Source organism: Erwinia sp. 009765445, assembly GCF_058137865.1.
Genome location: NZ_JBYUWC010000002.1, coordinates 227,887 through 249,794, shown reverse-complemented (window position 1 = coordinate 249,794; position 21,908 = coordinate 227,887). Strand labels below are relative to the sequence as shown.

At 54.4% G+C, this 21,908-nt stretch carries 20 protein-coding genes; 12 read left to right on the top strand and 8 right to left on the bottom strand.

Annotation, left to right across the window (positions count from 1 at the left end):
- The first annotated feature begins 206 nt into the window (after window positions 1-206).
- Window positions 207-1,661: an MDR family MFS transporter gene (locus AC3Y5R_RS03185; protein WP_489920104.1), complete on the top strand. Its 1,455-nt coding sequence runs from the start codon at window positions 207-209 to the stop codon at window positions 1,659-1,661.
- A 66-nt stretch (window positions 1,662-1,727) separates the two neighbouring features.
- Here AC3Y5R_RS03185 and AC3Y5R_RS03180 read toward each other — a convergent pair whose 3' ends face one another.
- The 3 genes from AC3Y5R_RS03180 to AC3Y5R_RS03170 all read right to left on the bottom strand — a co-directional run bounded on the left by AC3Y5R_RS03180 (window position 1,728) and on the right by AC3Y5R_RS03170 (window position 3,154).
- Entirely contained in the window at window positions 1,728-2,207 is a 480-nt protein-coding gene (locus AC3Y5R_RS03180; RefSeq protein WP_489920103.1) for a cold-shock protein, read from the bottom strand.
- A 251-nt stretch (window positions 2,208-2,458) separates the two neighbouring features.
- Complete coding sequence (locus AC3Y5R_RS03175) at window positions 2,459-2,758, bottom strand: DUF1161 domain-containing protein (protein ID WP_489920102.1); 300 nt, start codon at window positions 2,756-2,758, stop codon at window positions 2,459-2,461.
- A 48-nt stretch (window positions 2,759-2,806) separates the two neighbouring features.
- Entirely contained in the window at window positions 2,807-3,154 is a 348-nt protein-coding gene (locus tag AC3Y5R_RS03170; protein ID WP_489920170.1) for a DUF1283 family protein, read from the bottom strand.
- A gap of 143 nt (window positions 3,155-3,297) precedes the next feature.
- Between AC3Y5R_RS03170 and AC3Y5R_RS03165 the strand changes: the two genes are divergently transcribed.
- Window positions 3,298-3,627 (top strand): YnfA family protein, encoded by a 330-nt coding sequence (locus AC3Y5R_RS03165; protein WP_158781377.1) that lies wholly within the window; start codon window positions 3,298-3,300, stop codon window positions 3,625-3,627.
- Between the two features lie 72 nt (window positions 3,628-3,699).
- Here the strand turns inward: AC3Y5R_RS03165 and ydfG are convergent, their stop codons facing one another.
- Window positions 3,700-4,446: a bifunctional NADP-dependent 3-hydroxy acid dehydrogenase/3-hydroxypropionate dehydrogenase YdfG gene (ydfG, locus tag AC3Y5R_RS03160; protein WP_489920101.1), complete on the bottom strand. Its 747-nt coding sequence runs from the start codon at window positions 4,444-4,446 to the stop codon at window positions 3,700-3,702.
- Window positions 4,447-4,853: 407 nt separating this feature from the next.
- On the opposite strand from ydfG, the gene guaD reads away from it, so the two are divergent.
- Complete coding sequence (gene guaD / locus AC3Y5R_RS03155; protein WP_489920100.1) at window positions 4,854-6,185, top strand: guanine deaminase; 1,332 nt, start codon at window positions 4,854-4,856, stop codon at window positions 6,183-6,185.
- A 60-nt stretch (window positions 6,186-6,245) separates the two neighbouring features.
- Window positions 6,246-8,291 carry a peptidyl-dipeptidase Dcp gene (gene dcp, locus AC3Y5R_RS03150; RefSeq protein ID WP_489920099.1) on the top strand — a complete coding sequence of 682 codons (2,046 nt, stop codon included), beginning with the start codon at window positions 6,246-6,248 and terminating at the stop codon, window positions 8,289-8,291.
- A gap of 52 nt (window positions 8,292-8,343) precedes the next feature.
- On the opposite strand, the gene AC3Y5R_RS03145 is transcribed toward dcp, so the two are convergent.
- Window positions 8,344-8,937: a TetR/AcrR family transcriptional regulator gene (locus AC3Y5R_RS03145; RefSeq protein ID WP_489920169.1), complete on the bottom strand. Its 594-nt coding sequence runs from the start codon at window positions 8,935-8,937 to the stop codon at window positions 8,344-8,346.
- A gap of 75 nt (window positions 8,938-9,012) precedes the next feature.
- On the opposite strand from AC3Y5R_RS03145, the gene bdcA reads away from it, so the two are divergent.
- Entirely contained in the window at window positions 9,013-9,726 is a 714-nt protein-coding gene (gene bdcA, locus AC3Y5R_RS03140; protein ID WP_489920098.1) for an SDR family oxidoreductase, read from the top strand.
- 29 nt (window positions 9,727-9,755) lie between these two features.
- Here bdcA and hpxO read toward each other — a convergent pair whose 3' ends face one another.
- Window positions 9,756-10,913: an FAD-dependent urate hydroxylase HpxO gene (hpxO, locus tag AC3Y5R_RS03135; RefSeq protein WP_489920097.1), complete on the bottom strand. Its 1,158-nt coding sequence runs from the start codon at window positions 10,911-10,913 to the stop codon at window positions 9,756-9,758.
- Window positions 10,914-11,162: 249 nt separating this feature from the next.
- On the opposite strand from hpxO, the gene AC3Y5R_RS03130 reads away from it, so the two are divergent.
- The 3 genes from AC3Y5R_RS03130 to AC3Y5R_RS03120 all read left to right on the top strand — a co-directional run bounded on the left by AC3Y5R_RS03130 (window position 11,163) and on the right by AC3Y5R_RS03120 (window position 12,811).
- Window positions 11,163-11,798: a hypothetical protein gene (locus AC3Y5R_RS03130; RefSeq protein WP_489920096.1), complete on the top strand. Its 636-nt coding sequence runs from the start codon at window positions 11,163-11,165 to the stop codon at window positions 11,796-11,798.
- A gap of 96 nt (window positions 11,799-11,894) precedes the next feature.
- Window positions 11,895-12,341 (top strand): DUF441 domain-containing protein, encoded by a 447-nt coding sequence (locus tag AC3Y5R_RS03125; RefSeq protein ID WP_158781385.1) that lies wholly within the window; start codon window positions 11,895-11,897, stop codon window positions 12,339-12,341.
- A gap of 62 nt (window positions 12,342-12,403) precedes the next feature.
- Window positions 12,404-12,811, top strand: coding sequence for a hypothetical protein (locus tag AC3Y5R_RS03120; RefSeq protein ID WP_489920095.1), 408 nt, complete (start codon window positions 12,404-12,406; stop codon window positions 12,809-12,811).
- A gap of 308 nt (window positions 12,812-13,119) precedes the next feature.
- Here the strand turns inward: AC3Y5R_RS03120 and AC3Y5R_RS03115 are convergent, their stop codons facing one another.
- Window positions 13,120-14,394 carry a Glu/Leu/Phe/Val family dehydrogenase gene (locus AC3Y5R_RS03115; protein ID WP_489920094.1) on the bottom strand — a complete coding sequence of 425 codons (1,275 nt, stop codon included), beginning with the start codon at window positions 14,392-14,394 and terminating at the stop codon, window positions 13,120-13,122.
- A gap of 342 nt (window positions 14,395-14,736) precedes the next feature.
- Between AC3Y5R_RS03115 and dsdA the strand changes: the two genes are divergently transcribed.
- The 3 genes from dsdA to fabV all read left to right on the top strand — a co-directional run bounded on the left by dsdA (window position 14,737) and on the right by fabV (window position 19,341).
- Window positions 14,737-16,059 (top strand): D-serine ammonia-lyase, encoded by a 1,323-nt coding sequence (gene dsdA / locus AC3Y5R_RS03110; protein ID WP_489920093.1) that lies wholly within the window; start codon window positions 14,737-14,739, stop codon window positions 16,057-16,059.
- 261 nt (window positions 16,060-16,320) lie between these two features.
- Window positions 16,321-17,979 (top strand): kdo(2)-lipid A phosphoethanolamine 7''-transferase, encoded by a 1,659-nt coding sequence (gene eptB, locus AC3Y5R_RS03105; protein ID WP_489920092.1) that lies wholly within the window; start codon window positions 16,321-16,323, stop codon window positions 17,977-17,979.
- Window positions 17,980-18,144: 165 nt separating this feature from the next.
- Entirely contained in the window at window positions 18,145-19,341 is a 1,197-nt protein-coding gene (gene fabV / locus AC3Y5R_RS03100) for an enoyl-ACP reductase FabV (protein WP_489920091.1), read from the top strand.
- 145 nt (window positions 19,342-19,486) lie between these two features.
- Here the strand turns inward: fabV and ptrR are convergent, their stop codons facing one another.
- Complete coding sequence (gene ptrR / locus AC3Y5R_RS03095; protein WP_489920090.1) at window positions 19,487-20,389, bottom strand: putrescine utilization regulator PtrR; 903 nt, start codon at window positions 20,387-20,389, stop codon at window positions 19,487-19,489.
- A 133-nt stretch (window positions 20,390-20,522) separates the two neighbouring features.
- Between ptrR and AC3Y5R_RS03090 the strand changes: the two genes are divergently transcribed.
- Window positions 20,523-21,899, top strand: a complete 1,377-nt coding sequence (locus AC3Y5R_RS03090; protein ID WP_489920089.1) for an NAD-dependent succinate-semialdehyde dehydrogenase — start codon at window positions 20,523-20,525, stop codon at window positions 21,897-21,899.
- Window positions 21,900-21,908: the final 9 nt, after the last annotated feature.

Genomic DNA, 21,908 nt, shown 5'->3' with positions numbered 1-21,908 from the left:
TGTCACTCAGTGCCAGTTTCGGGCCAAAAATCAGCAGGATAGAATTTCGACGTTTTTGGCCCGAACCCTTGTAAACGCTGGGCTGAGGTCCATAAAAAAAATTCATCGTCATATTAGTGACAACGTCACATTGCCCCCACCGCACAATTCGGAAATTCTGAACTGAAAACCAGGCCAGAATGAGAGGACATTAAGAAAGGATACCTATGTCAGAAACAACACATGCACCGGTGGCACACCGTCACTGGATCCTGATCGCCTCAATGCTGGCGATGTTTATGGCCGCGATTGAGGTCACCATTGTCGCCACGGCGATGCCCACAATTATTGCGGAACTTGGCGGGTTTTCTCAGTTTGGCTGGGTTTTCTCCATCTACCTGCTGACTCAGGCAGTGACCGTGCCCATTTATGGCCGTCTGGCTGATTTATGGGGCAGAAAGCGGGTCTTCTTTATTGGCACCTCACTGTTTTTACTCGGGTCTGTTTTGTGTGGCTTTGCCTCACACATGGGCTGGCTGATCTTGTTTCGGGCTTTTCAGGGACTGGGTGCCGGGGCGATTATGCCGCTGACCGCAACCATCATCGCGGATGTTTATCAGCCTAAAGAGCGGGCTAACATCCAGGGATGGCTCTCCAGCGTATGGGGCGTGTCGGCGATTATTGGTCCGCTGACCGGCGCGTGGATTGTGCAGCATTTCAACTGGGCGCTTATTTTCTGGGTTAATGTGCCAATCGGGATTGTTTCGATGCTGATGCTGGCCCGCTGGTTCCCGGAATCACGTAACGAGGAGCGGCAAAAACTCAATCTGGCAGGCAGCGGCTGGCTGATGCTGGCAGTAGCCGCCTTGCTGACGGCGCTGCTGCAGGCTGAAACGCTGGGCTATTGGGTTGTGGCGCTGCTGCTGTTGGCGGGATTGGCCGGGTATGCTTTGTTATGTCATGAAAAGCATTCCGGCGAGCCACTGTTTCCGCTGGCTATGTGGCAGAACCGCACCATTGTCGCAGGCAATGCCGGAAATCTGGTTATCGGGGCGGCGATGATGGGGATCAGCGCATTCCTGCCAACCTGGATCCAGGGAGTAAATGGCGGCACGCCGCTGCAGGCGGGCAGTGCGCTGGCAATGATGTCAATAGGCTGGCCGCTGGCGAGTACGCTGAGTGGGCGACTGATGCAGCGCACTTCATACCGTTTTACCGCGCAAACCGGCTCATTGCTGTTAATTATTGGCACGGCAATGCTGCTGACGCTGCACAGCGACAGTTCAGTCCTGCACGCCGGTTTATCGGCATTTGTGATTGGCACAGGGATGGGGATGACCAGCACCACGTTTCTGATTGCAGTTCAGAATGACGCTGAGTTTGAAATTCGCGGGATTTGTACCGCCTCAATCATGTTCAGCCGCATGCTGGGTTCTGCGCTGGGCACAGCAGTGATGGGGGCGGTGCTGAATTATAACCTGTTGTTGCGTTTACCCGAACACAGCGATCCGGTGCAGCAAATTATGTCACAGGCCCAGCGTGACGCGCTGGCACCGGGCAACCTGCGGCAGATGATCGGTGAAATTGCTACCTCACTGCACTGGGTTTTTGCCGTATCGGTGGTGATTGCGCTGGGCAGCCTGGTTATTGCATGGTTGATCCCGGCACGCAGGCCAGAATAGTGTTTTTTAAAGGTCAGTAAGCGATGCCGAAATCCTGGGAAGGTGCAAGAATCCGGCCGGATGGATTCAGACCTTGAGCAGTTTAACCGTACTCTCCACATCTATCTCATCTTCCGAGAAGATTAACGTCGTTCCCTGGAAGGTGGTGATCGCCAGTTTTTTCAGCGATCGCATTTCACCAGGCTGTGCAGCAGCTGATTTCGGTTTGATACTGTTCATCAGAACGCCCACTGAAAGTACCGCATTTTCTTTATCAATTCGTGTTTCGGCAGGCACTTCTTCGCTGAAAACCAGGTAAGACTTGATTGAGGTGAGCTTAAGGCGCTCGCCTGCAATATAGATGTATTTGCTTTCTGGCAGGACTTTCACCGCATATGCGGACAAGCCTTTGTTATTAGTGGTGGGTTCGAAAGTCACCGCAGCATCTTTCTTAATCAGCTCAGGATTGGCGACCTTAATCACATGAAAATAACGGTTGTCGCCGTTTTCATCTTTAATAAAGCCAAAACCTTTGTCTTTAAACCAGGTTGTGATCGTTCCGTTCATCGCCGTTTCCGCCCGCTTAATCGTTAATCTACTCAGTTTTTTGCAGCGCGCAGTGTAAAGCACAATGCCTGCGCAGACTACGTCTTTGATTTAAGTCTGGACGATAAATTTCAGCTGTGCGAGGAAACCCGGTGGTCAGGTAGCGGTGTATGCCATTCGGAGTGAAACCCCTGATTCGGGGAAAGGGTTCTGCAATGCCTGTAAACAGCCAGTCAGTTATACAACCGACTGGCTTCACGACATGAGTCGTCTTAAGAGGAAGGTGCGTCCTGTGACGTTCCGGTAGTGGCCGGAGCAGGCGCATCACTGTCGCTACCACTTCGTTTATAGACGATCTTCTGCGTGTCGTTTTCGCAGTGTCCCACTACCTGGCCGCCAGCCTGATCGGCCTGGTCATTAGGTACTATTTCCAGTGAAAAACCGGAAGCCGGTACGCCATTATTGATAATTTTCTGGTTAATGTCCGCTTTGACCGTTTCACATGATGCCTGTACCGCCAGCGGGGTGGCAATAATCAGAGCAGTTAATATCCACTTAAACCTTTTCATCATCCTTTCCTTTTGCATGAAACCAGCGATAACTATAGCAGCATTATATTATCAGGGGGCAACCGGACGGCCGGTGCGACGATCCAGACAACGCAGCGTGTTCGGTTCCCAGTAGGCGTTAACGTTCAGACTTTGTTCACAGGCATCACGGGTATCAATAGCCCGATCGCTTTTGTCGAAGTTTTTCTCATCTCTGAGATTCTCTTTATTACGCAGGCGCTGAGTGGCATCCCACTGCTGTTTCTGCTGGCGGGCCTGTTCGTTGGACAGGGGGCTGCTGCCGTCCTGGATGATCAGGGTGTCCGTTTTCGCCTGAGCGCCGGGCTGAATGCTGAACAGGGTGCCAAAGAGCACCAGTGGCAGAGCGGCGGTGCTCAGCTGTTTTTGCCATTTTTTCATCGTCATCTTCATCATCGGTTCCTTGTGTTTATCCCTCACAGCAGTATTGTGCAGCTGCGACGATCGCTATGTTTAGTATATCATCTGCCTCGCCGGGTCCGTACTGAAGCCTGTGACATCGTTTATGATTCAGAGAGATTAGTATGTTACTAAAAACAACACTGCTGTTTTTTCTTACCGCGCTGGCGGAAATTATTGGCTGCTTTCTCCCCTGGCTTTGGCTGAGAAAAGGGGCTTCGGTGCTGCTGCTGTTACCTGCGGCGGCAAGTCTGGCGCTGTTTGTCTGGTTGCTGACGTTGCATCCGGCGGCGAGTGGGCGGGTTTACGCGGCTTACGGCGGGGTGTATGTGGTGACCGCGTTGTTATGGTTGCGTTTTATCGATGGGGTCAAACTCAGTCATTACGACTGGCTGGGCGCAGCGGTGGCATTTAGTGGCATGTTGATTATTGTGGCGGGATGGGGACGAGCCTGAATCGGGTTGGTTGCTGGCAACAGGAACTGTTCAACACAGTGGCGGACGACCAGCCCGCCACACAACACGCTATTAAGCTTTATGCACTTTCAGACCGGCCAGCGTCTGGCCTACCGGCATCATCTCCAGCGTATTGATGTTGACGTGCTTCGGCAACGTCGCCACCCAGTAAACCGCTTCCGTGACGTCTTCTGCGGTCAGGGGTTCGGCACCTTCATACACGCTGTCGGCTTTGGCATCGTCACCTTTAAAGCGCACGTTTGAAAATTCCGTTCCGCCAACCAGACCTGGCTCGATATCCGTGACGCGCAGGGCGGTGCCGTGCAGGTCGGTTCGCAGGTTAAGACTGAACTGGCGTACAAAGGCTTTGGTTGCTCCATAAACGTTGCCACCGGCATAGGGCCAGCTTCCGGCAATAGAGCCCAGATTAATGATATGCCCGATGTTGCGTTCCACCATTGCTGGCAGCACGGCGCGGGTCATATAGACCAGGCCTTTGTTGTTGGTATCAATCATTGCTTCCCAGTCATCCAGGCTGGCTTTGTGTGCGGGTTCAATTCCCAGCGCGAGCCCGGCATTGTTCACCAGTACGTCAATATTGCGCCAGTCGGCAGGCAGGCTGGCCAGCGCCTCTTCAATCCCGGCACGGTTGCGGACATCCAGCTGCAGGATAAAGAGGCTGTCACCGAGTTCATCTTTCAGCGCCTGCAGGCGTTCCTGACGACGACCGGTCGCAATCACTTTATGGCCCTGAGCGATAAAGCGGCGGGTGATGCTCTCTCCAAAGCCCGCGGTGGCACCAGTAACAAATACAATCATCTCACTGTTCCTCAACACATTTTGGGGTTACATCACCATACCACTTCCCCCGGGGAGTGATAAGAAAGGAAATGTGATGATTAATAAGAAATGTTGCACGCTGATGGTGCGCAGCGGCAACAACCCGCTGTCTGCTGGTGCGTAAAAGTATTAATAAAGCATCCGTCAACCGCTGTGAAAGATGATATTTCGAAAAGCAACCGTTTGCATATCAAAGCAAGCGATTGCGCATACGATTACGTACAGGGTGGTCTGCTGTAGTAGTCTTTATTTATATAATGTATTGATATATAATGATAATCTATGAGTTACATCAACTGGCATAGTCTTTGCTTTTTACTTTTATAAATACCTCATCACCTGCAACAACACTCAGAGAGCGGTACAAGCTCTCACAAGGAATCACTATGTCAGTGTCAGTAACACAGGCTGTTCGTGGCAGCTTTTTTGACCTAACCGCGACGGTAACCGATCCCCGGCAGTTACCTGAGCATGCCCGCTATATTGAAGACGGTTTGCTCCTGCTTAACGGCGGTGAAATTGTCTCGCTACAGAGCTGGGAAGAGGGCCGCCATCAGCTGACTGATGAAAGCGTGGTGACTGACTATCGTGGCAGACTGATTGTGCCGGGGTTTGTTGACACGCATATCCACTATCCGCAAACGGAAATGATCGGTGCCTTTGGCGAGCAACTGCTGGAATGGCTCCAGCAGTACACTTTTCCGGTTGAAAGCCAGTATCACTGTCCGGAACATTCGGCAAAAATGTCCGCCTTCTTTCTGCAGCAGCTGCTGAGTAATGGCACCACCACCGCGCTGGTTTTTGGTACCGTTCATCCCCAGTCGGTGGATGCGCTGTTCAGCGCGGCGGAGGCACTCAACATGCGTCTTATCGCCGGTAAAGTGATGATGGATCGTAACGCGCCGGATTATCTGACCGAGACGCCGGAAGAGAGCTACCAGCAAACCCGTAAACTGATCGATCGCTGGCACAACCATGGCCGCCTGAGCTATGCGCTGACCCCGCGTTTCGCACCGACATCCTCTCCGGCTCTGCTGGAAAAAGTACGCCAGTTGAAGGCGGAATATCCCGATACCTGGCTACATACCCATTTGAGTGAGAACCCACAGGAAATTGAATGGGTTAAAGCGTTGTTTCCAGAACATGATGGTTATCTTGACGTTTATCATCAGTACCAGCTTACCGGCCGTCGCAGCGTCTTTGCGCACTGCCTGCATCTGGAAGAGAAAGAGTGGGATTGCCTGCATCACACCGACTCGGCGGCGGCCTTCTGTCCGACCTCTAACCTGTTTCTGGGCAGCGGTCTGTTCAATCTGAAAACCTGCTGGGAGAAGGGAGTGAAGCTGGGGATCGGCACCGATGTCGGTGCGGGAACCACCTTCAGCATGCTGAAAACGCTGGGTGAGGCCTACAAGGTGGGGCAACTTCAGCATTATAAACTGACAGCCTGCGAAGCGTTTTATCATGCCACGCTGGGCGGTGCTCAGGCGCTGGATCTGCAGGATCGCATCGGCAATTTTATGCCGGGCAAAGAGGCTGATTTTGTGGTGCTGGACCCGGCCGTTTCCGCTTTGCAGCAGATGCGTCACGGTAACAGCCGCGACATCTGGGAAAAACTGTTTGTGCTGATGACGCTGGGTGACGACCGCAATATCGCCTGCACCTGGGTTAACGGCCAGTGCGTCTGGCAGCAGAATGCTGAGGTGAAGGCGGCCTGAGGCCAGCTTGCGCAGTCTCTTTTCCTGTGCTGAAGTGTTTATCAGACAAGGAGATAAATCATGCCAATCAATCCGTTCAGTCAGCAAAGCACACTGCCTTTCCAGGCACCGCCGTTCGATAAAATCAGCGAGAGCGATTACCGTCCTGCGCTGGAAGAAGGTATGCAGCAAAAGCGTGAAGAAGTGCAACGCATCGCCGATAACCCTGATGCGCCGACTTTTGAAAATACTTATCAGGCTCTGGAGTTGTGCGGCCAGATGCTGAAACGCGTCGGGGCGGTAATTGGTGCCATGACCGCCGCCAACACCAACGATACTCTGCAGGCACTGGATGAAGAGATGTCGCCAAAGCTGACCGCGCTGGAAGATGACATCAAACTGGATGCAAAGCTGTTTGCGCGACTTAACGCTGTCTGGCAACAGCGCGGGAACTTGAAGCTGGATGCGGAATCTCTGCGGCTGGTCGAGGTGACCTGGCAGACTTTCCAGCTGGCCGGAGCGAGCCTGGATGAAGATCAGAAAGCCCGGCTGAAAGTCCTCAACCAACAGGCTGCCAGCCTGAGTACCCAGTTCACCAACCGGCTGCTGGCCGCGACGAAATCCGGTGGGTTAAGCGTGGAAGATCCTGCACAGCTTGCCGGATTGAGTGAAGCTGAACTGAGCGCTGCCGCACAGGCCGCCAGTGAAAAGGGGCTACAGGGTAAATGGCTGCTGGCGTTACAAAACACGACCCAACAACCCGCGCTGCAGGATCTTAGCGATCGACAAACACGTGAGGCCCTGTTCAGTCTTGGCTGGAACCGGGCAGAGAAAAACGATGACAACGACACCCGCAGCCTGATCGCCCGGCTGGCAAGCGTGCGTGCCCGCCAGGCGCAGCTGCTGGGTTTCGAAAATTATGCGCAGTGGAATCTGCAGAACCAGATGGCGAAAACGCCGCAGGCCGCGCTGGATTTTATGCGGGAAATCGTTCCTGCAGCCACTTCCCGTGCCAGGCGGGAAGCCGCTGATATCCAACAGGTCATCGACCAGCAAAAGGGCGGTTTCAGTCTCGCGCCCTGGGACTGGCAGTTCTATGCCGAACAGGTACGCAAGGCGAAATACGATCTCAATGACAGCGAGATTAAACCTTATTTCGAAATCACCAGCGTGCTGGAAAACGGGGTGTTCTACGCCGCCACCCAGCTCTTTGGCATCACCTTTAAGCCCCGATCCGATATCCCTGTGTATCATCCGGATGTGAAGGTTTATGAGATTGTTGACAGCAACGGCGAGCCGATGGCGCTGTTCTATACCGACTTCTTTAAGCGGGACAACAAAAGCGGCGGCGCGTGGATGGGTAACTTCGTTGAGCAATCGACCCTGCTGGAATCGATGCCGGTGATCTACAACGTCTGCAACTACAGCAAACCGGTTGCCGGCCAGCCCGCGCTGATCTCCTGGGAAGATGTCATCACTATGTTCCACGAATTTGGCCACACGCTGCATGGCCTGTTTGCGGAGCAGCGCTATCCGGGCCTGTCGGGCACGGCCACGCCGAGAGACTTTGTCGAGTTTCCTTCACAGTGCAATGAGCATTGGGCGAGCGATGAGCAGGTGTTTAAAAACTTCGCCCGCCATTATCAGACTGGTGAGGCAATGCCTGCCGCTCTGCATGAGAAAATCATCAAAGCCAGTAAGTTCAACAAGGGCTATGACATGACTGAGCTACTGGCCGCAGCACTACTGGATATGCACTGGCACAGCCTGTCAGCGGGCGAGCCAGAGCAGGATGTCGACAGCTTCGAGAAGAGCGCCCTGCAGGCCGATCGGGTTGATCTGGCAGCCGTACCGCCGCGTTATCGTTCCAGCTATTTCAATCATATCTGGGGAGGTGGCTACGCTGCGGGTTATTACGCCTACCTGTGGACGCAGATGCTGGCCGATGACGGCTTCGAATGGTTCCGGGAGCGGGGCGGCCTGACGCGGGAAAACGGCCAGATCTATCGTGAGAAAATCCTGTCACGCGGCAACAGCGAGGACCTGAAAAAACTCTATTCAGACTGGCGTGGTCACGATCCGGAGATCGAACCTATGCTGATAAACCGGGGCCTGAAAGAGGCATAATTTTTCAGGTGCAGGCCATTCCATTGCTGCTGCGATCCCTGCATGGAATGGCTCACTTAACAGAAATCTCATGCACCACAACCAAGCCTGCCAGCCGCGCGGTTGCCATCAGGCGATCCTGACTGTAACCGTAACGCGCTTTAGCCGAGAGGCCAGACAGCGTGGTGCTGATGAAGTCGGTCAGGCGCTCCGCACATTCGGGGTGACGTGCGGCAATATAGTCGCGGAGTTTCTCTTCAGCGGCTGCGTGGAAGACGCTGGCCGCCTTTCTTGCTTCCGGGTCAATACTCCGGATCCCCTCCAGCACCAGACAGCCAGCAACACCGGGACCGGATGCATAGCGTCGGGCGGCGTCCTCCAGAACGGAGACAAGGCATTCAGCCACTGGCCGGTCACTCAGAAGCAGATCTTCGAGGGGAATCGCATCGGTACAGGCATAACGATCAAGAACCCTTGAATAGAGTCCGCCTTTACTGCCGAAGGCAGCATAGAAACTCGGAGGATTGATGCTAAGCGCCTCAGTGACATGCACGACGTTAACAGCATCGTAGCCGTGAGCATGAAATAAATGTTGAGCTGTTGCGACAGCCTGTTCCGGATCGAAACGACGGGGACGACCAGGGGAACGTAATATTTTTGTAGTCATCATTACAAAACCAATTGACAGCGTCTTCTGAGACATTTTATATAGGTTACTACAAAATTACTCAGGAGTGTTTCTATGTCTGCGTTTAAAGGAAAGTCTGTGTTGGTGCTTGGCGGCAGCCGGGGGATTGGTGCAGCCATCGTTCAGCGCTTTTCGTCAGAAGGTGCGGCAGTGACGTTCACTTATTCCGGCTCGCCAGAGGCTGCCGGAAAAGTGGCAGATGACACGGGCAGCGTGGCGGTCCAGACCGACAGTTCAGACCGGGATTCAGTTATAGCGCGGGTCAGGGATAGCGCTCCACTCGACGTTTTAGTGGTTAATGCCGGGATCGTCTTGTTCGGCGATGCGTTGGAACAGGATTTTGACGAAGTCGACCGTCTTTTTCGCATCAATATCCACGCGCCCTATTATGCGTCCGTAGAGGCGGCCCGGCAGATGCCCGAGGGCGGACGGATCATCATCATCGGTTCCGTTAATGGTGACCGGATGCCAGTTCCCGGCATGGCCTCTTACGCCATGAGTAAATCAGCCCTGCAGGGAATGGCGAGAGGACTGGCGCGTGATTTCGGTCCTCGAGGCATCACTATCAATGTGGTACAACCCGGGCCGATCGATACAGATGCGAATCCGGCTGAAGGGCCAAGGAAAGAGTTGATGCACAGCTTTATGGCACTGAAACGTCATGGGCGCCCTGAAGAAGTGGCCGGGATGGTTGCCTGGCTGGCTGGTCCGGAAGCCGGTTTCGTGACGGGAGCGATGCATACCATTGATGGTGCGTTTGGTTCCTGAGAATAACAGGGGACTGACGTCCCCGTTTTTCAGGCCAGCGGGCCGCCCTGGATGGTGTCGCACATACCATTGATAATGCGTTCGCCGGTTTCGCTTTTCAGATCTTCATACCACTGCTCGGTCACCGCCATCTCTTTACCGTGCGTCACATCACAGCGTTTTCTCGCCTTCAGCACCAGATCTTTCACCCGGTCGGCGCGCTTATGCTGATAACGCCGCAGGGCATCTTCAATCCCCAGCGAATTGGTCTGCAGTACGTTAGCCAACACCACGGCATCTTCCATTGCGGCACAGCCGCCCTGACCGATATCCGGCGTGGTGCTGTGAGCGGCATCACCCAGCAGGGCAACCCGGCCTTTAACCAGCTGCGCGAAAGGATCGATATCATGGATTTCCACACGGTTGGTGGTTTCCGGGTTGATCAGGTCAATCAGCTTCTGCACCGGCTCTGCCCAGCCGCTGAAGTAGCGTTTCAGGTCGTTGCGCAGGCTGCTGCGGTCTTCTGCCAGACCTGCGGGTAGCGGCACATCAAAGAAGAAATAGAAGCGATTGTTCGCCACCGGCATCAGTGAAACACGTTTACCTTCGCCAACAAAGGTAGTCCATTGCTGCGCAGGAGCGATGCTTTCGTCGATTGCCACCAGACCATTCCAGTTCACATAGCCTGCATAACGGCGTTCAACCGTTCTGCCCAGTACGTATTTTCGCACCACGGAATGAGTGCCGTCGCAGGCAATCAGCAGATCGCCATGGGTCTCGCTACCGTCCTCAAACCAGGCGGTGACGCCATTTTCATCCTGCTCCACGCGGGCGACCCGCTTACCGAACTGCACCTTGTCGCGGCCATAAGTGTCCAGCAGCATCGCCTGCAACTCGGCCCGCGCAACAGGATAGGGCCGTTCGCCGGAGTCCGCTACCAGCGGGTCAAGGCTGAAGCGGGTGAGGGTGTTGCCATGCAGAAAATCGTTATAGGCCATCGAGCGCATCGGGCCGCCGAGCGCGCGCAACTGCTCTTTCATCCCAAGGAAGTTCAGGCACTTGACGCCATTAGGCCAGATGGAGATCGCCGCACCCACGGGCTTGATCTCTTTGACGGCTTCACAGACCGCAGTGTCGATACCAAAACGTTTCAGGGCAATCGCGGTGCACATGCCGCCGATCCCCGCTCCAATCACTATTGCTTTCATCTGTCTCTCCTTCAGGATTCATCAACAGTGAAGCAATTTCCATACCAGTTTCTTATGAATCGGAAATGCCTTCAGTACCGGGTTTTCACAATAAATGAAACTATAGTTTCATGAAGTTTTGCATCGGGGCGGGGCATTGCACTGATTTGGTGATTCTCCGGTGAAACATTTGCCTTATTTCACAGGACAGGTTGGCAAAGGCCAGCAAATTTGCCACAGTGTCAGGATTACTCTGCCGGAGAGACCAGCATGGCGATTATAGCCTGTTTGCACGCTGCAAGAAGCAACATTGACGTGTTTGAAGAGGCACTACACACGCTGGATTACGAAGATATCCAGCTGTTGCACCGCGTGGAGAGTGAACTGCTTGCCAGTGCCATTGAGGCCAATGAGGTCACACCTGCCATCGCCGATACCACCCGGCAGATCATAGAAGAGATGTGCCAGCATGCTGATGCGGTGATTGTGACCTGTACCACGCTCGGCGCGGTGGCATGGGATGCAAAACATTTCAGTAAGCCGGTGTTGAGAGTGGATGCCTCGCTGGCGAAGGTGGCTTCCCGCTATCATGGCTCGATACTGGTGCTCTGCACGGCAGAGTCCAAGATGGAAATGACCACACATCTTTTTACCGCCTTTATCCCTGGCGACCGTCTCTCCGTCGAGCTGATCCCCCGCGCCTGGGCCTTTTTTAACGCTGGTGATATTGAAGGTTATCACCAGCAAATTGCCAGCTATATTCAGCAGCGCCCGGAATGTTCGCTGGGCTGCATCGTGCTGGCACAGGCCTCGATGGCGGGTGCTGAAAAATATATCACCAGCACGCTGGCAGTACTGACCGGACCGTCGGTCAGCCTGCAGGCCGCCATTGAGACGATTTACTGAGCAAATGTATTTAGAGTGTTAAAAAAAGTAGAGCGGAGTGAAAAACCGTTTTAAGGTGTAGGGATAATAAGTTACCAATACCTTTGCGGGAAAACCATGTTCGATCTGACGCTGTTTATTTTGCTTTTCCTGGCTGGCCTCAGCTATTTCAGCCACAACCTGACCGTAGCCATTGCCCTGCTGGTGCTGATTGTGGTGCGAATGACCCCGCTCAACGCCACTTTCCCCTGGATTGAGAAGCAGGGTGTGACGGTGGGGATCATCATCCTGACCATCGGAGTGATGGCTCCCATTGCCAGCGGTGGCATTCCCGCCAGCACACTGATGCACTCCTTTATGAACTGGAAATCCCTGCTGGCAATTGCGGTTGGCATCTTTGTCTCCTGGGTTGGCGGACGCGGTGTCACCCTGATGAGTACGCAACCCACGGTAGTGGGCGGCCTGCTGATCGGCACGATTATTGGCGTATCGCTGTTTCGTGGCGTACCGGTCGGACCGTTGATTGCGGCCGGTCTGGTCTCCCTGTTTATCGGTAAAATGTAGCCGTCCTGCGCCGGTGAACTCTGCTATGATCACGCTCTTTTTTTTGATGCGGGAGAAAGCCGGTGAGTACTAAACAGGACAAGCGTAATAAGCGCGCAAAAGTTAAGGCCAGACAAGCAAATAACGCGCGTGCAAGGGGCAAACAGCTGGATGCTGTAGGTCGCCAGAGCTATGTCGCCACGCCGGAAATGCTGGCGCTTTTTGCCACGATGCCCCCGCTGGATGAAAACGGTGAAATGCCGTTTGTGGCGGAGATCTACCGCTGGTCCGATGAAGAGTACGGCTTTGACGGTGGCAGTGCGGAAAACGATATGTTGCAGGTTGCCGCGCTTTGCGTGCTGTATATCCACTGGCGGACCAGCGGAGGGGCGACCTCGCTGGTGCAGAATGAAATGATTGAGGCCGCTATCCGTCTGACTGAAGAGAACGAGGCGTTTAAAACCCAGTATCAGGCAGTTCGGGGCGAATAGCGCTACAAAACGGCCAGAAGGTTCAATAATGGCCACTTGTTTACCATCATCGAACGTTAAAATCCGACGCTGCGCAGATAGCTCCGGCTGGCGGTGACATCTTTCAGGCTTCCTGCGACAGCGCCGACAAGTTCTCGGATGCAAAAAGTGGTTGAAGGAGTTCGCTGGGTTGAGAACTGTGTCCGTTTGGCTGACAGCGGTTCCAGCTGGGTCAATTACGAATGAGGCGATCTGCCGTGTAACAGATCAGAAAAAAGTGACCGGCTCCCGGTAGCTAAATCTGGTGGCCGGTCATCTTTCGTGTATTCTCAACCAGGGTAGATACCGCGATCCTTACGGGCCATCAGAATGCGTTCACAGGCCACGATATAAGCGGCTGTACGCAGGCTGCACTCTTTCTCTCTGGCTTTGTCCCAGACGTGGATCATCGCTTCAGTCATGATCTTGTCCATGCGGTCGTTGATTTCGCTCTCGCTCCAGAAGAAGCTGGCCATGTCCTGCACCCATTCGAAGTAGCTGACCGTCACCCCGCCCGCGTTACAGACCACGTCCGGCACCACGGTGATACCGCGTGAACTGAGCACGTCGTCAGCTTCCGGGTAGGTCGGGCCGTTTGCCCCTTCCAGCACCAGCTTACAACTCAGCTTTTCCGCGCGCTCACGGGTGATCTGGCCTTCCAGCGCCGCCGGGATCAGAATATCCATCTGAACTGTCCAGAATGCCTCGCTGACAATCTCTTCCGCGCCGCTGAATCCGGCGATTTTTTTATTGGCGGCCTGCCATTCGGTCAGCGCTGCCAGGTCAATACCGTCCGGGTTGAACAGGGTGGCTGAGTGATCCTGCATCACCACCACACGCGCACCGGCAGCCACGAACAGACGTGCGGCTTCGCTGCCCACGTTACCAAAGCCCTGCACCGCAATTCTCGCATCGGCAATCTCAATGCCCGAGCGGCGGGCCACTTCACGGCCGGTGATAAACACGCCGCGACCTGTGGCTTTTTCACGTCCCAGCGATCCGCCCAGATGAATTGGCTTGCCGGTGACCACACCAGTGATCGTGGTACCGTGGTTCATTGAATAGGTGTCCATCATCCACGCCATCACTTTGGCGTTGGTGCCGACATCCGGAGCCGGAATATCCTTCTGTGGTCCAATAATCAGCCCAATCTCGCTGGTATACCGGCGGGTCAGACGCTCGAGTTCTCCTTCAGAGAGCTTGAAGGGATCGACGCGGATGCCGCCTTTCGCGCCGCCGTAAGGCAGGTTAACTGCGGCACATTTGATCGTCATCCAGGCTGACAGCGCCATCACTTCGTTAAGGTCCACATCCGGATGGTAGCGGATGCCGCCTTTACCCGGCCCGCGTGAAAGGTTGTGCTGAACGCGGAAGCCCTCGAAATGGCGGATTGAGCCGTCGTCCATCTGCAGGGGGATATCAACAATCAGAGCGCGTTTGGGATGGCGAAGGGTATCGATCCAGCGGGTGAGATCGCCCAGGTAAGGGGCGACGCGGTCGATTTGTTGTAAGTAGGTTGACCAGGCCGTTGTGCTGCTGTCGGAAACGTAGGATAGCTTGTCCATAACAAACCTTTATTGAATTAGTTATATGTGCTGCAAAAACGTGGAGTGTTTAGTGCATATGACTTATGCGTGGCTCAATCTATCACCGTTCTTATGTATGTAATCCTTTAAATTAATGTTAAATCTGTTGCGATACTGCGTTTGAACGAATGGATGGCGAATAAATAATTAGGTAAATGGCAGGCAGTCTGATGGTGTTCAGTGTTATACCCATATTTATGCAGATAAAGTGCATATCATCCGCTTTGGTGTTATTTTTCAAAACTTTGAATGCGATCAAATTCTGCCGTCAGGGTTAGTGAACCCGGCCGCGGCGAACCGTGAGATAACGGAGGAGTGTCGATGGACGCCGATATGCAGCAACAGTTAAAAAATGCCTTTCCGCTGGTGAAGACTCTGTGCGATCTGGAGCCGGTCACCTGGATTAACTCAAAGGCCACCAGCACCGAAGAGGGTTTGCCTTATGTCGGACTCACCGCGGATCAGGTGGAAGAAGCCGCTCAGCGCCTGCAGCGTTTTGCACCTTTTCTGATGAGCGCATTTCCGGAGACGGCAGCGGCTCAGGGGATTATTGAATCCGCTATCGTCCCGTTACCCACACTGCAAAAGACGCTTGATGTCCGCCTGGGTATCAAATCTGGCGGCCGTTTACTGCTGAAAAAAGACAGCCATCTGCCAATTTCCGGTTCGATAAAGGCTCGTGGCGGCATCTATGAAGTGCTGACTCATGCGGAAAAACTGGCCATTGAGGCCGGACTGCTGAAGGAAAGTGATGACTACAGCATCTTAAATTCGCAGGCATTTCGTGAGTTCTTCTCTCAGTACCGCATCGCCGTGGGTTCAACCGGTAATCTCGGATTATCAATTGGCATCGTCAGCGCACGTCTGGGCTTTGGCGTCAGCGTACATATGTCTGCCGATGCGCGGGAATGGAAGAAGAATAAGCTGCGCGTAAACGGCGTCAACGTGGTCGAGTATAAACAGGACTATGGTATGGCCGTTGAGCAGGGAAGGCGTGAAGCGGCCAGCGATTCGCGCTGCTTTTTCATCGATGACGAAAACTCCCGCACGCTGTTTCTAGGCTATGCGGTTGCGGGCGGGCGCGTACGCAAACAGCTGAAAGAAATGCAGGTAAAGGTTGATGCTGAACATCCGCTGTTCGTTTATCTGCCGTGCGGTGTGGGTGGTGGCCCTGGCGGCGTGGCCTTCGGGCTGAAGCTGGCGTTTGGCGATAGTGTGCATTGTGTGTTCGCCGAGCCAACACATTCCCCCTGCATGCTGCTGGGCGTCCATACTGGTCTGCATGATGCTGTTTCCGTTCAGCAGCTCGGCATTGATAACCTGACGGCTGCTGATGGTCTGGCGGTCGGACGCGCTTCCGGTTTTGTCGGCCGGGCAATGGAACGACTGCTGACCGGTTTCTTTACCGTAAGCGATCGGCAGATGTTTGACCTGCTCGGCCTGCTGGCCAGAGATGAGCACCTGAAGCTGGAGCCTTCGGCGCTGGCGGGGATGCCGGGGCCATGGCGGATGCAGCAGGCACAGGACGCGCTGGCAGCACAGGGGATAAGCCCGCAGCAGCTCAGTCAGGCCACGCATCTGGTGTGGGCCACCGGCGGCGGTATGGTGCCGGCGGAGGAGATGGCGAAGTATCTTGGGGCTTAGGGAGCCATCGGAGGATTATTGCGGGCATGCCGCTGAGCAGGTCCAGCCTTAACCACGCCACCTGTAACCTTTCTACAGGTGGTTTTACGTTTCCTTCACACTTCTTGTTACAACAGAAGACTCTTAATTCCACCTCAATAACTAAACTCGCCCGCTTTTACCCTGTCTGACCTTCAGCAAAATCACCGATATGACAGTATGCAGAGCAAATCAGGTCTGTTTCTGGCATGACATTCACTTGCAATAACAACGACGACACAGATGAAAAAACTGCATTTTTTGACCCAGAACCGGGTCTGTTGCTTTATCGCTTTTTACATTGGGATACTGTTAAACCTGCCAATATTTTTCCGCCGCTTCCATCAACTCCACTATGATGCGGCCCTGTCAACCGCCATTGAGGTGGTTGCCGCCTTCGCGCTGGTCCTCTTCACCACGCTGCTGGCCTCAATGGCAGGGCGTCTGCTGTTCCGCATTCTGCTCTCGTTGCTGGTCATTTGTTCTGTTGCCGCCAGCTACTACATGATCTTTTTCAACGTGGATATTGGCTACGGCATCATTGCTGCCGTGATGGCGACTGACAGTCTTGATCTCTCGAAAGAGTCAGTGGGCTGGCACTTTGAAGTCTGGACGGTGCTGGTCAGCCTGTTGCCGCTGCTGATGCTGTGGTTGACGCCGCTACCGGAAGCTGCGCTTCACCGCAGGAATACGGGCGCGTTTTTGCGCCGTGGCGGCACGATGATCGCCGCCGGGTTGTGCTGCTGGCTGCCGCTGAAGGTGATGGGGAGCCACCAGGAGGAGATGGACAAGCAGCAGAATCGCATGATGGCCAGCTACGGTGGCGTGGTCGCTGGCAGCTATTCGCCGTCAAACTGGCTGTCCGGGATGGGGCTGCTGGCCTACAGCAGCTGGAGCCAGGCAGAAGACAGTCGTAACCTGTTCGATCCTGCGGCCCACTTCACCTATACACCGCCGAAAGATGTGAACGATCTTTACGTGGTGTTTGTGATTGGTGAAAGTGCCCGCCGTGACCATATGGGCGTCTATGGTTATGGCCGCGACAACACGCCATATCTGGATAAAGAACCCAATCTGGCCGCGCTGCAGGGATATTCGTGCGATACCTCGACCAAACTGTCGTTGCGCTGCATGTTCGTGCGTGAAGGCGGAGCTTCCGAAGCACCGGAGCGTACGTTGAAAGAGATGAATGTGTTCTCCGTACTGAAAAAGCAGGGGTTCTCTTCCGAGCTGTTTGCGATGCAGAGCGAAGCCTGGTTCTATAACAAAGTGATGGCAGATGACTACGCGCTGCGAGAAACCATTCAGTCCGAGAAGCGTAACGTCGGCAAACCGATTGACGATATGGCGCTGGTCAGCGAGTTGAAGGACTCTGTCGAACGCCATCCGCAGGGCAAACACCTGATTGTGCTGCACACCAAAGGCTCACACTATCTGTATACCGAACGCTATCCGCGATCGTTTGCCCGCTACCTGCCGGAATGCAAAGGGATAGATGACAGTTGTTCAACAAAGGAGATGGTGAACTCTTACGACAACAGCCTGCTGTATACCGATTACGTACTGGAGCAGGTGTTCAACCAGCTTCGGAACAAAAACGCGATCGTGTTTTATGCCTCCGATCATGGCGAGTCGATCTCCAAAAACATGCATTTCCACGGCACCCCGAGAGACCAGGCGCCAATGGCACAGCGTACCGTACCGATTATGGTCTGGGCTTCGGATAAATTTCTCCAGCAGCCTTATAACGCTGCCGCTTTCCGGCAGTTGAAAACGCTGGCGAAGGATAAAACGCCGGTATTCCACGAGAAACTGTTCAACAGCATCCTCGGCTGTATCGGCTATACCTCGCCGGATGGTGGGATTAACGAACTGCGTAACTGGTGCCACGTTAACCACTGAGTTGACCGGCATAAAGTTATACCGGGGATAACGGACGAAGAGTGAGCAAAAAGGTGATTTGTCCCGCCCGTGCGGGTGATAAGTGTCTGTCATCTTTGCCTGAATCGTCACAAGCAGGTATTCTGTTGCCCATATTTACTTAAGACAGTTCCAATTGAGGTCGACATGATTATTAAACCACGCATCCGTGGCTTCATCTGTGTTACTGCCCATCCGGCGGGTTGCAAAGCAAACGTTGAAAAACAGATCGAGTACGTCACCAGCCACGGCCAGATTGCTAACGGCCCGAAAAAGGTCCTGGTGATTGGTGCCTCCACTGGTTACGGCCTTGCTGCCCGTATCTCTGCTGCCTTCGGCTGTGGCGCTGACACGCTGGGCGTGTTCTTCGAGCGTCCGGGCGAAGAGAGTAAGCCGGCTACCGCTGGCTGGTACAACTCCGCCGCTTTTGAAGAGTTCGCTGAAGCGAAAGGCCTGTATGCCAAAAGCATCAACGGCGACGCTTACTCGGATGAAGTGAAGCAGAAGACCATTGAACTGATTAAACAGGATCTGGGTCAGGTTGACCTGGTGGTGTACAGCCTGGCTGCGCCACGTCGTACCCATCCGAAAACCGGTGAAGTGTTTAACTCCACGCTGAAGCCAGTAGGTAAAACGCTGACCACCCGCGGCCTGAACACCGATAAAGAAACCATTACCGATATCACGCTGGAACCGGCTTCCCAGGAAGAGATCGACGGTACCGTGGCGGTCATGGGGGGTGAAGACTGGCAGATGTGGATCGACGATCTGAAAGCTGCTGGCGTGCTGGCCGACGGCGCGAAAACCACCGCCTTCACCTACCTGGGCGAGCAGATCACCCATGACATTTACTGGAACGGCTCAATCGGCGAAGCGAAGAAGGATCTGGACAAACGTGTGCTGTCTATCCGCGAAACGCTGGCTGAAAAGGGCGGCGATGCGCGCGTTTCCGTACTGAAAGCCGTGGTGACTCAGGCCAGTTCTGCGATCCCGGTGATGCCACTGTACCTTTCGCTGCTGTTCAAAGTGATGAAAGCCAAAGGTACTCACGAAGGCTGTATCGAGCAGGTCTATGGCTTGTTCAAAGACAGCCTGTATGGCCAGGCGCCGATTCTGGATGATGTTGGCCGTCTGCGTGCGGACTACAAAGAGCTGAAGCCGGAAGTGCAGGATGAAGTGGTTAAGCTGTGGCCGACGGTGACCAACGAAAACCTGAACGAGCTGACCGATTTCGTCGGTTATAAAACCGAATTTATGCACCTGTTTGGTTTTGGTCTGCAGGGCGTCGATTACGAAGCTGACGTGAACCCGGATGTGAAAATCAAAAACCTGGTGCAGATGTAATCAGGTGAAAAGCAAAAAGCCTGTCTGCGGACAGGCTTTTTTTTGCTTTTAATTCAGCAAATTAAAGCCTGGCCGCTGCCGTGAAAATCAGCGTATCAAATGACGTACAAACCAGCACCAAACCTGAGAGTTGTTCTCTACGGGCTCAGACGGGTATGTAGTCGCTTTCCGTCTGGCCTGTGGGAATTTTCCGATCGGATTTCAGCATTTTCACCATGGCCTGCAGATTGGCGGAATGGCTGTCTTTTCGCCAGACCAGCCAGATATGCAGATGTCCGCGCTTTCCGGCCAACGGCCAGGCCAGCACGCTGTCACGTCCCGGCATGCTCTGCAACATACTTTGCGGGATCATCGCCAGCCCGGCTCCTGCACTGACGCAGGCTACAATGCCGTGATAGGATTCCATTTCAAAAATTTTCCCCGGTGCGGCGTTGTCCCGTGCAAACCAGTTCTCAAACAAACGCCGGTAGGAGCAGTTGGCGCGGAATGCATAGATGGTTGAGCCGGCAATATCCTCAGCTGAGCTGACCGGCGGATGATTCAGCGACGAAATCAGCACCATCTCCTCCGCAAAAACCGGTATTCCCTCAAGCTGCGGATGCCTGGGCGGTCCGTCTGTAAATACCGCACTGAACTGTCCGGCCAGCAAACCGTCCGTCATATCGCCGGAAGGGCCGGTCGAGAGATCCAGTTCCACCTCCGGCCAGGCCTGATGATAGCGGGCAATCAGCGGAGGCAGGCGAACCGCAGCGGTGCTTTCAATTGAGCCTAGGGTAAATATCCCGGCAGGCTTCTGGCTGGAGACACGTTCACGGGCCTCCTCAGTTAACGCCAGAATGCGCGAGGCATAATCCAGCAGCGTTCTGCCTGCATCGGTGATATGCAGCCGCAGTTTTTCACGGCTGAACAGCGCCACGCCCAGCTCATTTTCCAGCTGGCGTAACCGGGTGGAGATATTCGACGGCACCCGGTGCAGCCGTTCTGCCGCCGCCGTCACGCTGCCTTCCTCCGCTATAGCGCGAAAGATTTCGAGTTGGGTCAGATCCATAATGATTCTCTTTAAGAGACAGATATTTTCATTATTATTCATTTTTCAGGAAAGGCAGGCAAGCCTATGATGAAGGTCATCAACACTAATCACTTGCGCCGGGCAGCAGCTGCCCACCGTAACAGGAGAGTTTATGACTGCTTCATTTGCCGTATCGCGTAATCCGTTTAATGGTGAAATTATCCGCCAGACCCCTTTTGCTTCAACAGCAGAAGTGGAAACTGTACTCAACCAGACCGACGGGGCTTTTCAGGCCTGGCGCAGCAGCGCGGTGGAAGATCGTAGCGAATTACTGCTTAGCATTGCCGCTGGCCTGCGTCAGCGGGAGCGTGAACTGGCCGAAATGATGACCGCCGAAATGGGCAAGCCCCTTACCCAGAGCGTGGCAGAAGTGGAGAAGTGCGCCCGCTTGTGTGAATGGTACGCGCAGCAGGGGCCAGGCATGCTGGCCCCTGAGCCAACGCTGGTCGAAAATAACAAAGCCACAGTTAACTATCTGCCATTGGGGCCGATTCTTGCGGTAATGCCGTGGAATTTCCCGGTCTGGCAGGTATTGCGTGGCGCAGTGCCAATCTTTATGGCGGGCAACAGCTATCTGCTGAAACCAGCACCTAACGTCATCGGCAGTGCGCTGTTGTTGCAGGAGATCCTGTCCGGAGCAGGTGTACCGAAGGGCTTGTTTGGCGTGGTCAATGCCGATAACGATGCGGTCGCCACAATGATCAACGACCGTCGTATTGCCGCCGTGACCTTAACCGGTAGCGTGCGGGCAGGTGCAGCGATTGCCAGCCTTGCCGGAGCCGCGATCAAAAAGAGTGTGCTGGAGCTGGGAGGGGCAGATGCCTTTATCGTGCTGGCGGATGCGGATATCGATGCTGCCGTGAAAGGGGCAATTTCAGGCCGCTTTATGAACAGCGGACAGATTTGTATTGCTGCCAAACGCATCATTGTTGAAGAGTCGGTTTTTGCTGAGTTCCGCGACAAGTTTGTGGCGGCGGTCAGAGAGATGGTGGTGGGCGATCCCGCTGATGAAGCAACTTTTATCGGCCCGATGGCACGTTCTGACCTGCGTGACGAGCTGGATACGCAGGTCCAGGCAACGCTGGCAGAAGGGGCTGAATGCCTGCTCGGCGGTCATGTGATGGCGGGAGAGGGTAACTTCTATGCGCCCACCGTGCTGAGTAACGTTAAGCCGGGCATGACCAGTTTCCGTCAGGAGTTATTCGGGCCGGTCGCCTCGTTGATTGTGGCGCAGGATGCCGCGCATGCGGTCAGGATGGCTAACGACTCAGAGTTTGGTCTGGGCGGTAGCCTGTGGAGTAAGGATCTGGATAAAGCCCGTAAACTGGCCGCGCAGATTGTTACCGGTGGCATGTTTATTAATTCCCCGAGCTTCTCCGATCCGCGGGTGCCGATTGGTGGCGTGAAGCACAGCGGCTTTGGCCGCGAACTGTCGCACTTCGGCATCCGCGAGTTCACTAACGCGCAGACTGTCTGGGTCGAGTCCTGATTCAGGCCC

What these genes read in the sequence shown, in the direction of transcription:
- AC3Y5R_RS03165 (WP_158781377.1), top strand. Translation starts at nt 3,298, where the DNA reads ATGTTACTAAAAACAACACTGCTGTTTTTTCTTACCGCGCTGGCGGAA.
- eptB (WP_489920092.1), top strand. Translation starts at nt 16,321, where the DNA reads ATGAAAAAACTGCATTTTTTGACCCAGAACCGGGTCTGTTGCTTTATC.
- hpxO (WP_489920097.1), bottom strand. Translation starts at nt 10,913, where the DNA reads ATGAAAGCAATAGTGATTGGAGCGGGGATCGGCGGCATGTGCACCGCG.
- AC3Y5R_RS03175 (WP_489920102.1), bottom strand. Translation starts at nt 2,758, where the DNA reads ATGATGAAAAGGTTTAAGTGGATATTAACTGCTCTGATTATTGCCACC.
- guaD (WP_489920100.1), top strand. Translation starts at nt 4,854, where the DNA reads ATGTCAGTGTCAGTAACACAGGCTGTTCGTGGCAGCTTTTTTGACCTA.
- bdcA (WP_489920098.1), top strand. Translation starts at nt 9,013, where the DNA reads ATGTCTGCGTTTAAAGGAAAGTCTGTGTTGGTGCTTGGCGGCAGCCGG.
- AC3Y5R_RS03130 (WP_489920096.1), top strand. Translation starts at nt 11,163, where the DNA reads ATGGCGATTATAGCCTGTTTGCACGCTGCAAGAAGCAACATTGACGTG.
- dcp (WP_489920099.1), top strand. Translation starts at nt 6,246, where the DNA reads ATGCCAATCAATCCGTTCAGTCAGCAAAGCACACTGCCTTTCCAGGCA.
- AC3Y5R_RS03170 (WP_489920170.1), bottom strand. Translation starts at nt 3,154, where the DNA reads ATGAAAAAATGGCAAAAACAGCTGAGCACCGCCGCTCTGCCACTGGTG.
- ptrR (WP_489920090.1), bottom strand. Translation starts at nt 20,389, where the DNA reads ATGGATCTGACCCAACTCGAAATCTTTCGCGCTATAGCGGAGGAAGGC.
- AC3Y5R_RS03185 (WP_489920104.1), top strand. Translation starts at nt 207, where the DNA reads ATGTCAGAAACAACACATGCACCGGTGGCACACCGTCACTGGATCCTG.
- fabV (WP_489920091.1), top strand. Translation starts at nt 18,145, where the DNA reads ATGATTATTAAACCACGCATCCGTGGCTTCATCTGTGTTACTGCCCAT.
- AC3Y5R_RS03125 (WP_158781385.1), top strand. Translation starts at nt 11,895, where the DNA reads ATGTTCGATCTGACGCTGTTTATTTTGCTTTTCCTGGCTGGCCTCAGC.
- AC3Y5R_RS03180 (WP_489920103.1), bottom strand. Translation starts at nt 2,207, where the DNA reads ATGAACGGAACGATCACAACCTGGTTTAAAGACAAAGGTTTTGGCTTT.
- AC3Y5R_RS03145 (WP_489920169.1), bottom strand. Translation starts at nt 8,937, where the DNA reads ATGACTACAAAAATATTACGTTCCCCTGGTCGTCCCCGTCGTTTCGAT.
- ydfG (WP_489920101.1), bottom strand. Translation starts at nt 4,446, where the DNA reads ATGATTGTATTTGTTACTGGTGCCACCGCGGGCTTTGGAGAGAGCATC.
- AC3Y5R_RS03115 (WP_489920094.1), bottom strand. Translation starts at nt 14,394, where the DNA reads ATGGACAAGCTATCCTACGTTTCCGACAGCAGCACAACGGCCTGGTCA.
- AC3Y5R_RS03090 (WP_489920089.1), top strand. Translation starts at nt 20,523, where the DNA reads ATGACTGCTTCATTTGCCGTATCGCGTAATCCGTTTAATGGTGAAATT.
- dsdA (WP_489920093.1), top strand. Translation starts at nt 14,737, where the DNA reads ATGGACGCCGATATGCAGCAACAGTTAAAAAATGCCTTTCCGCTGGTG.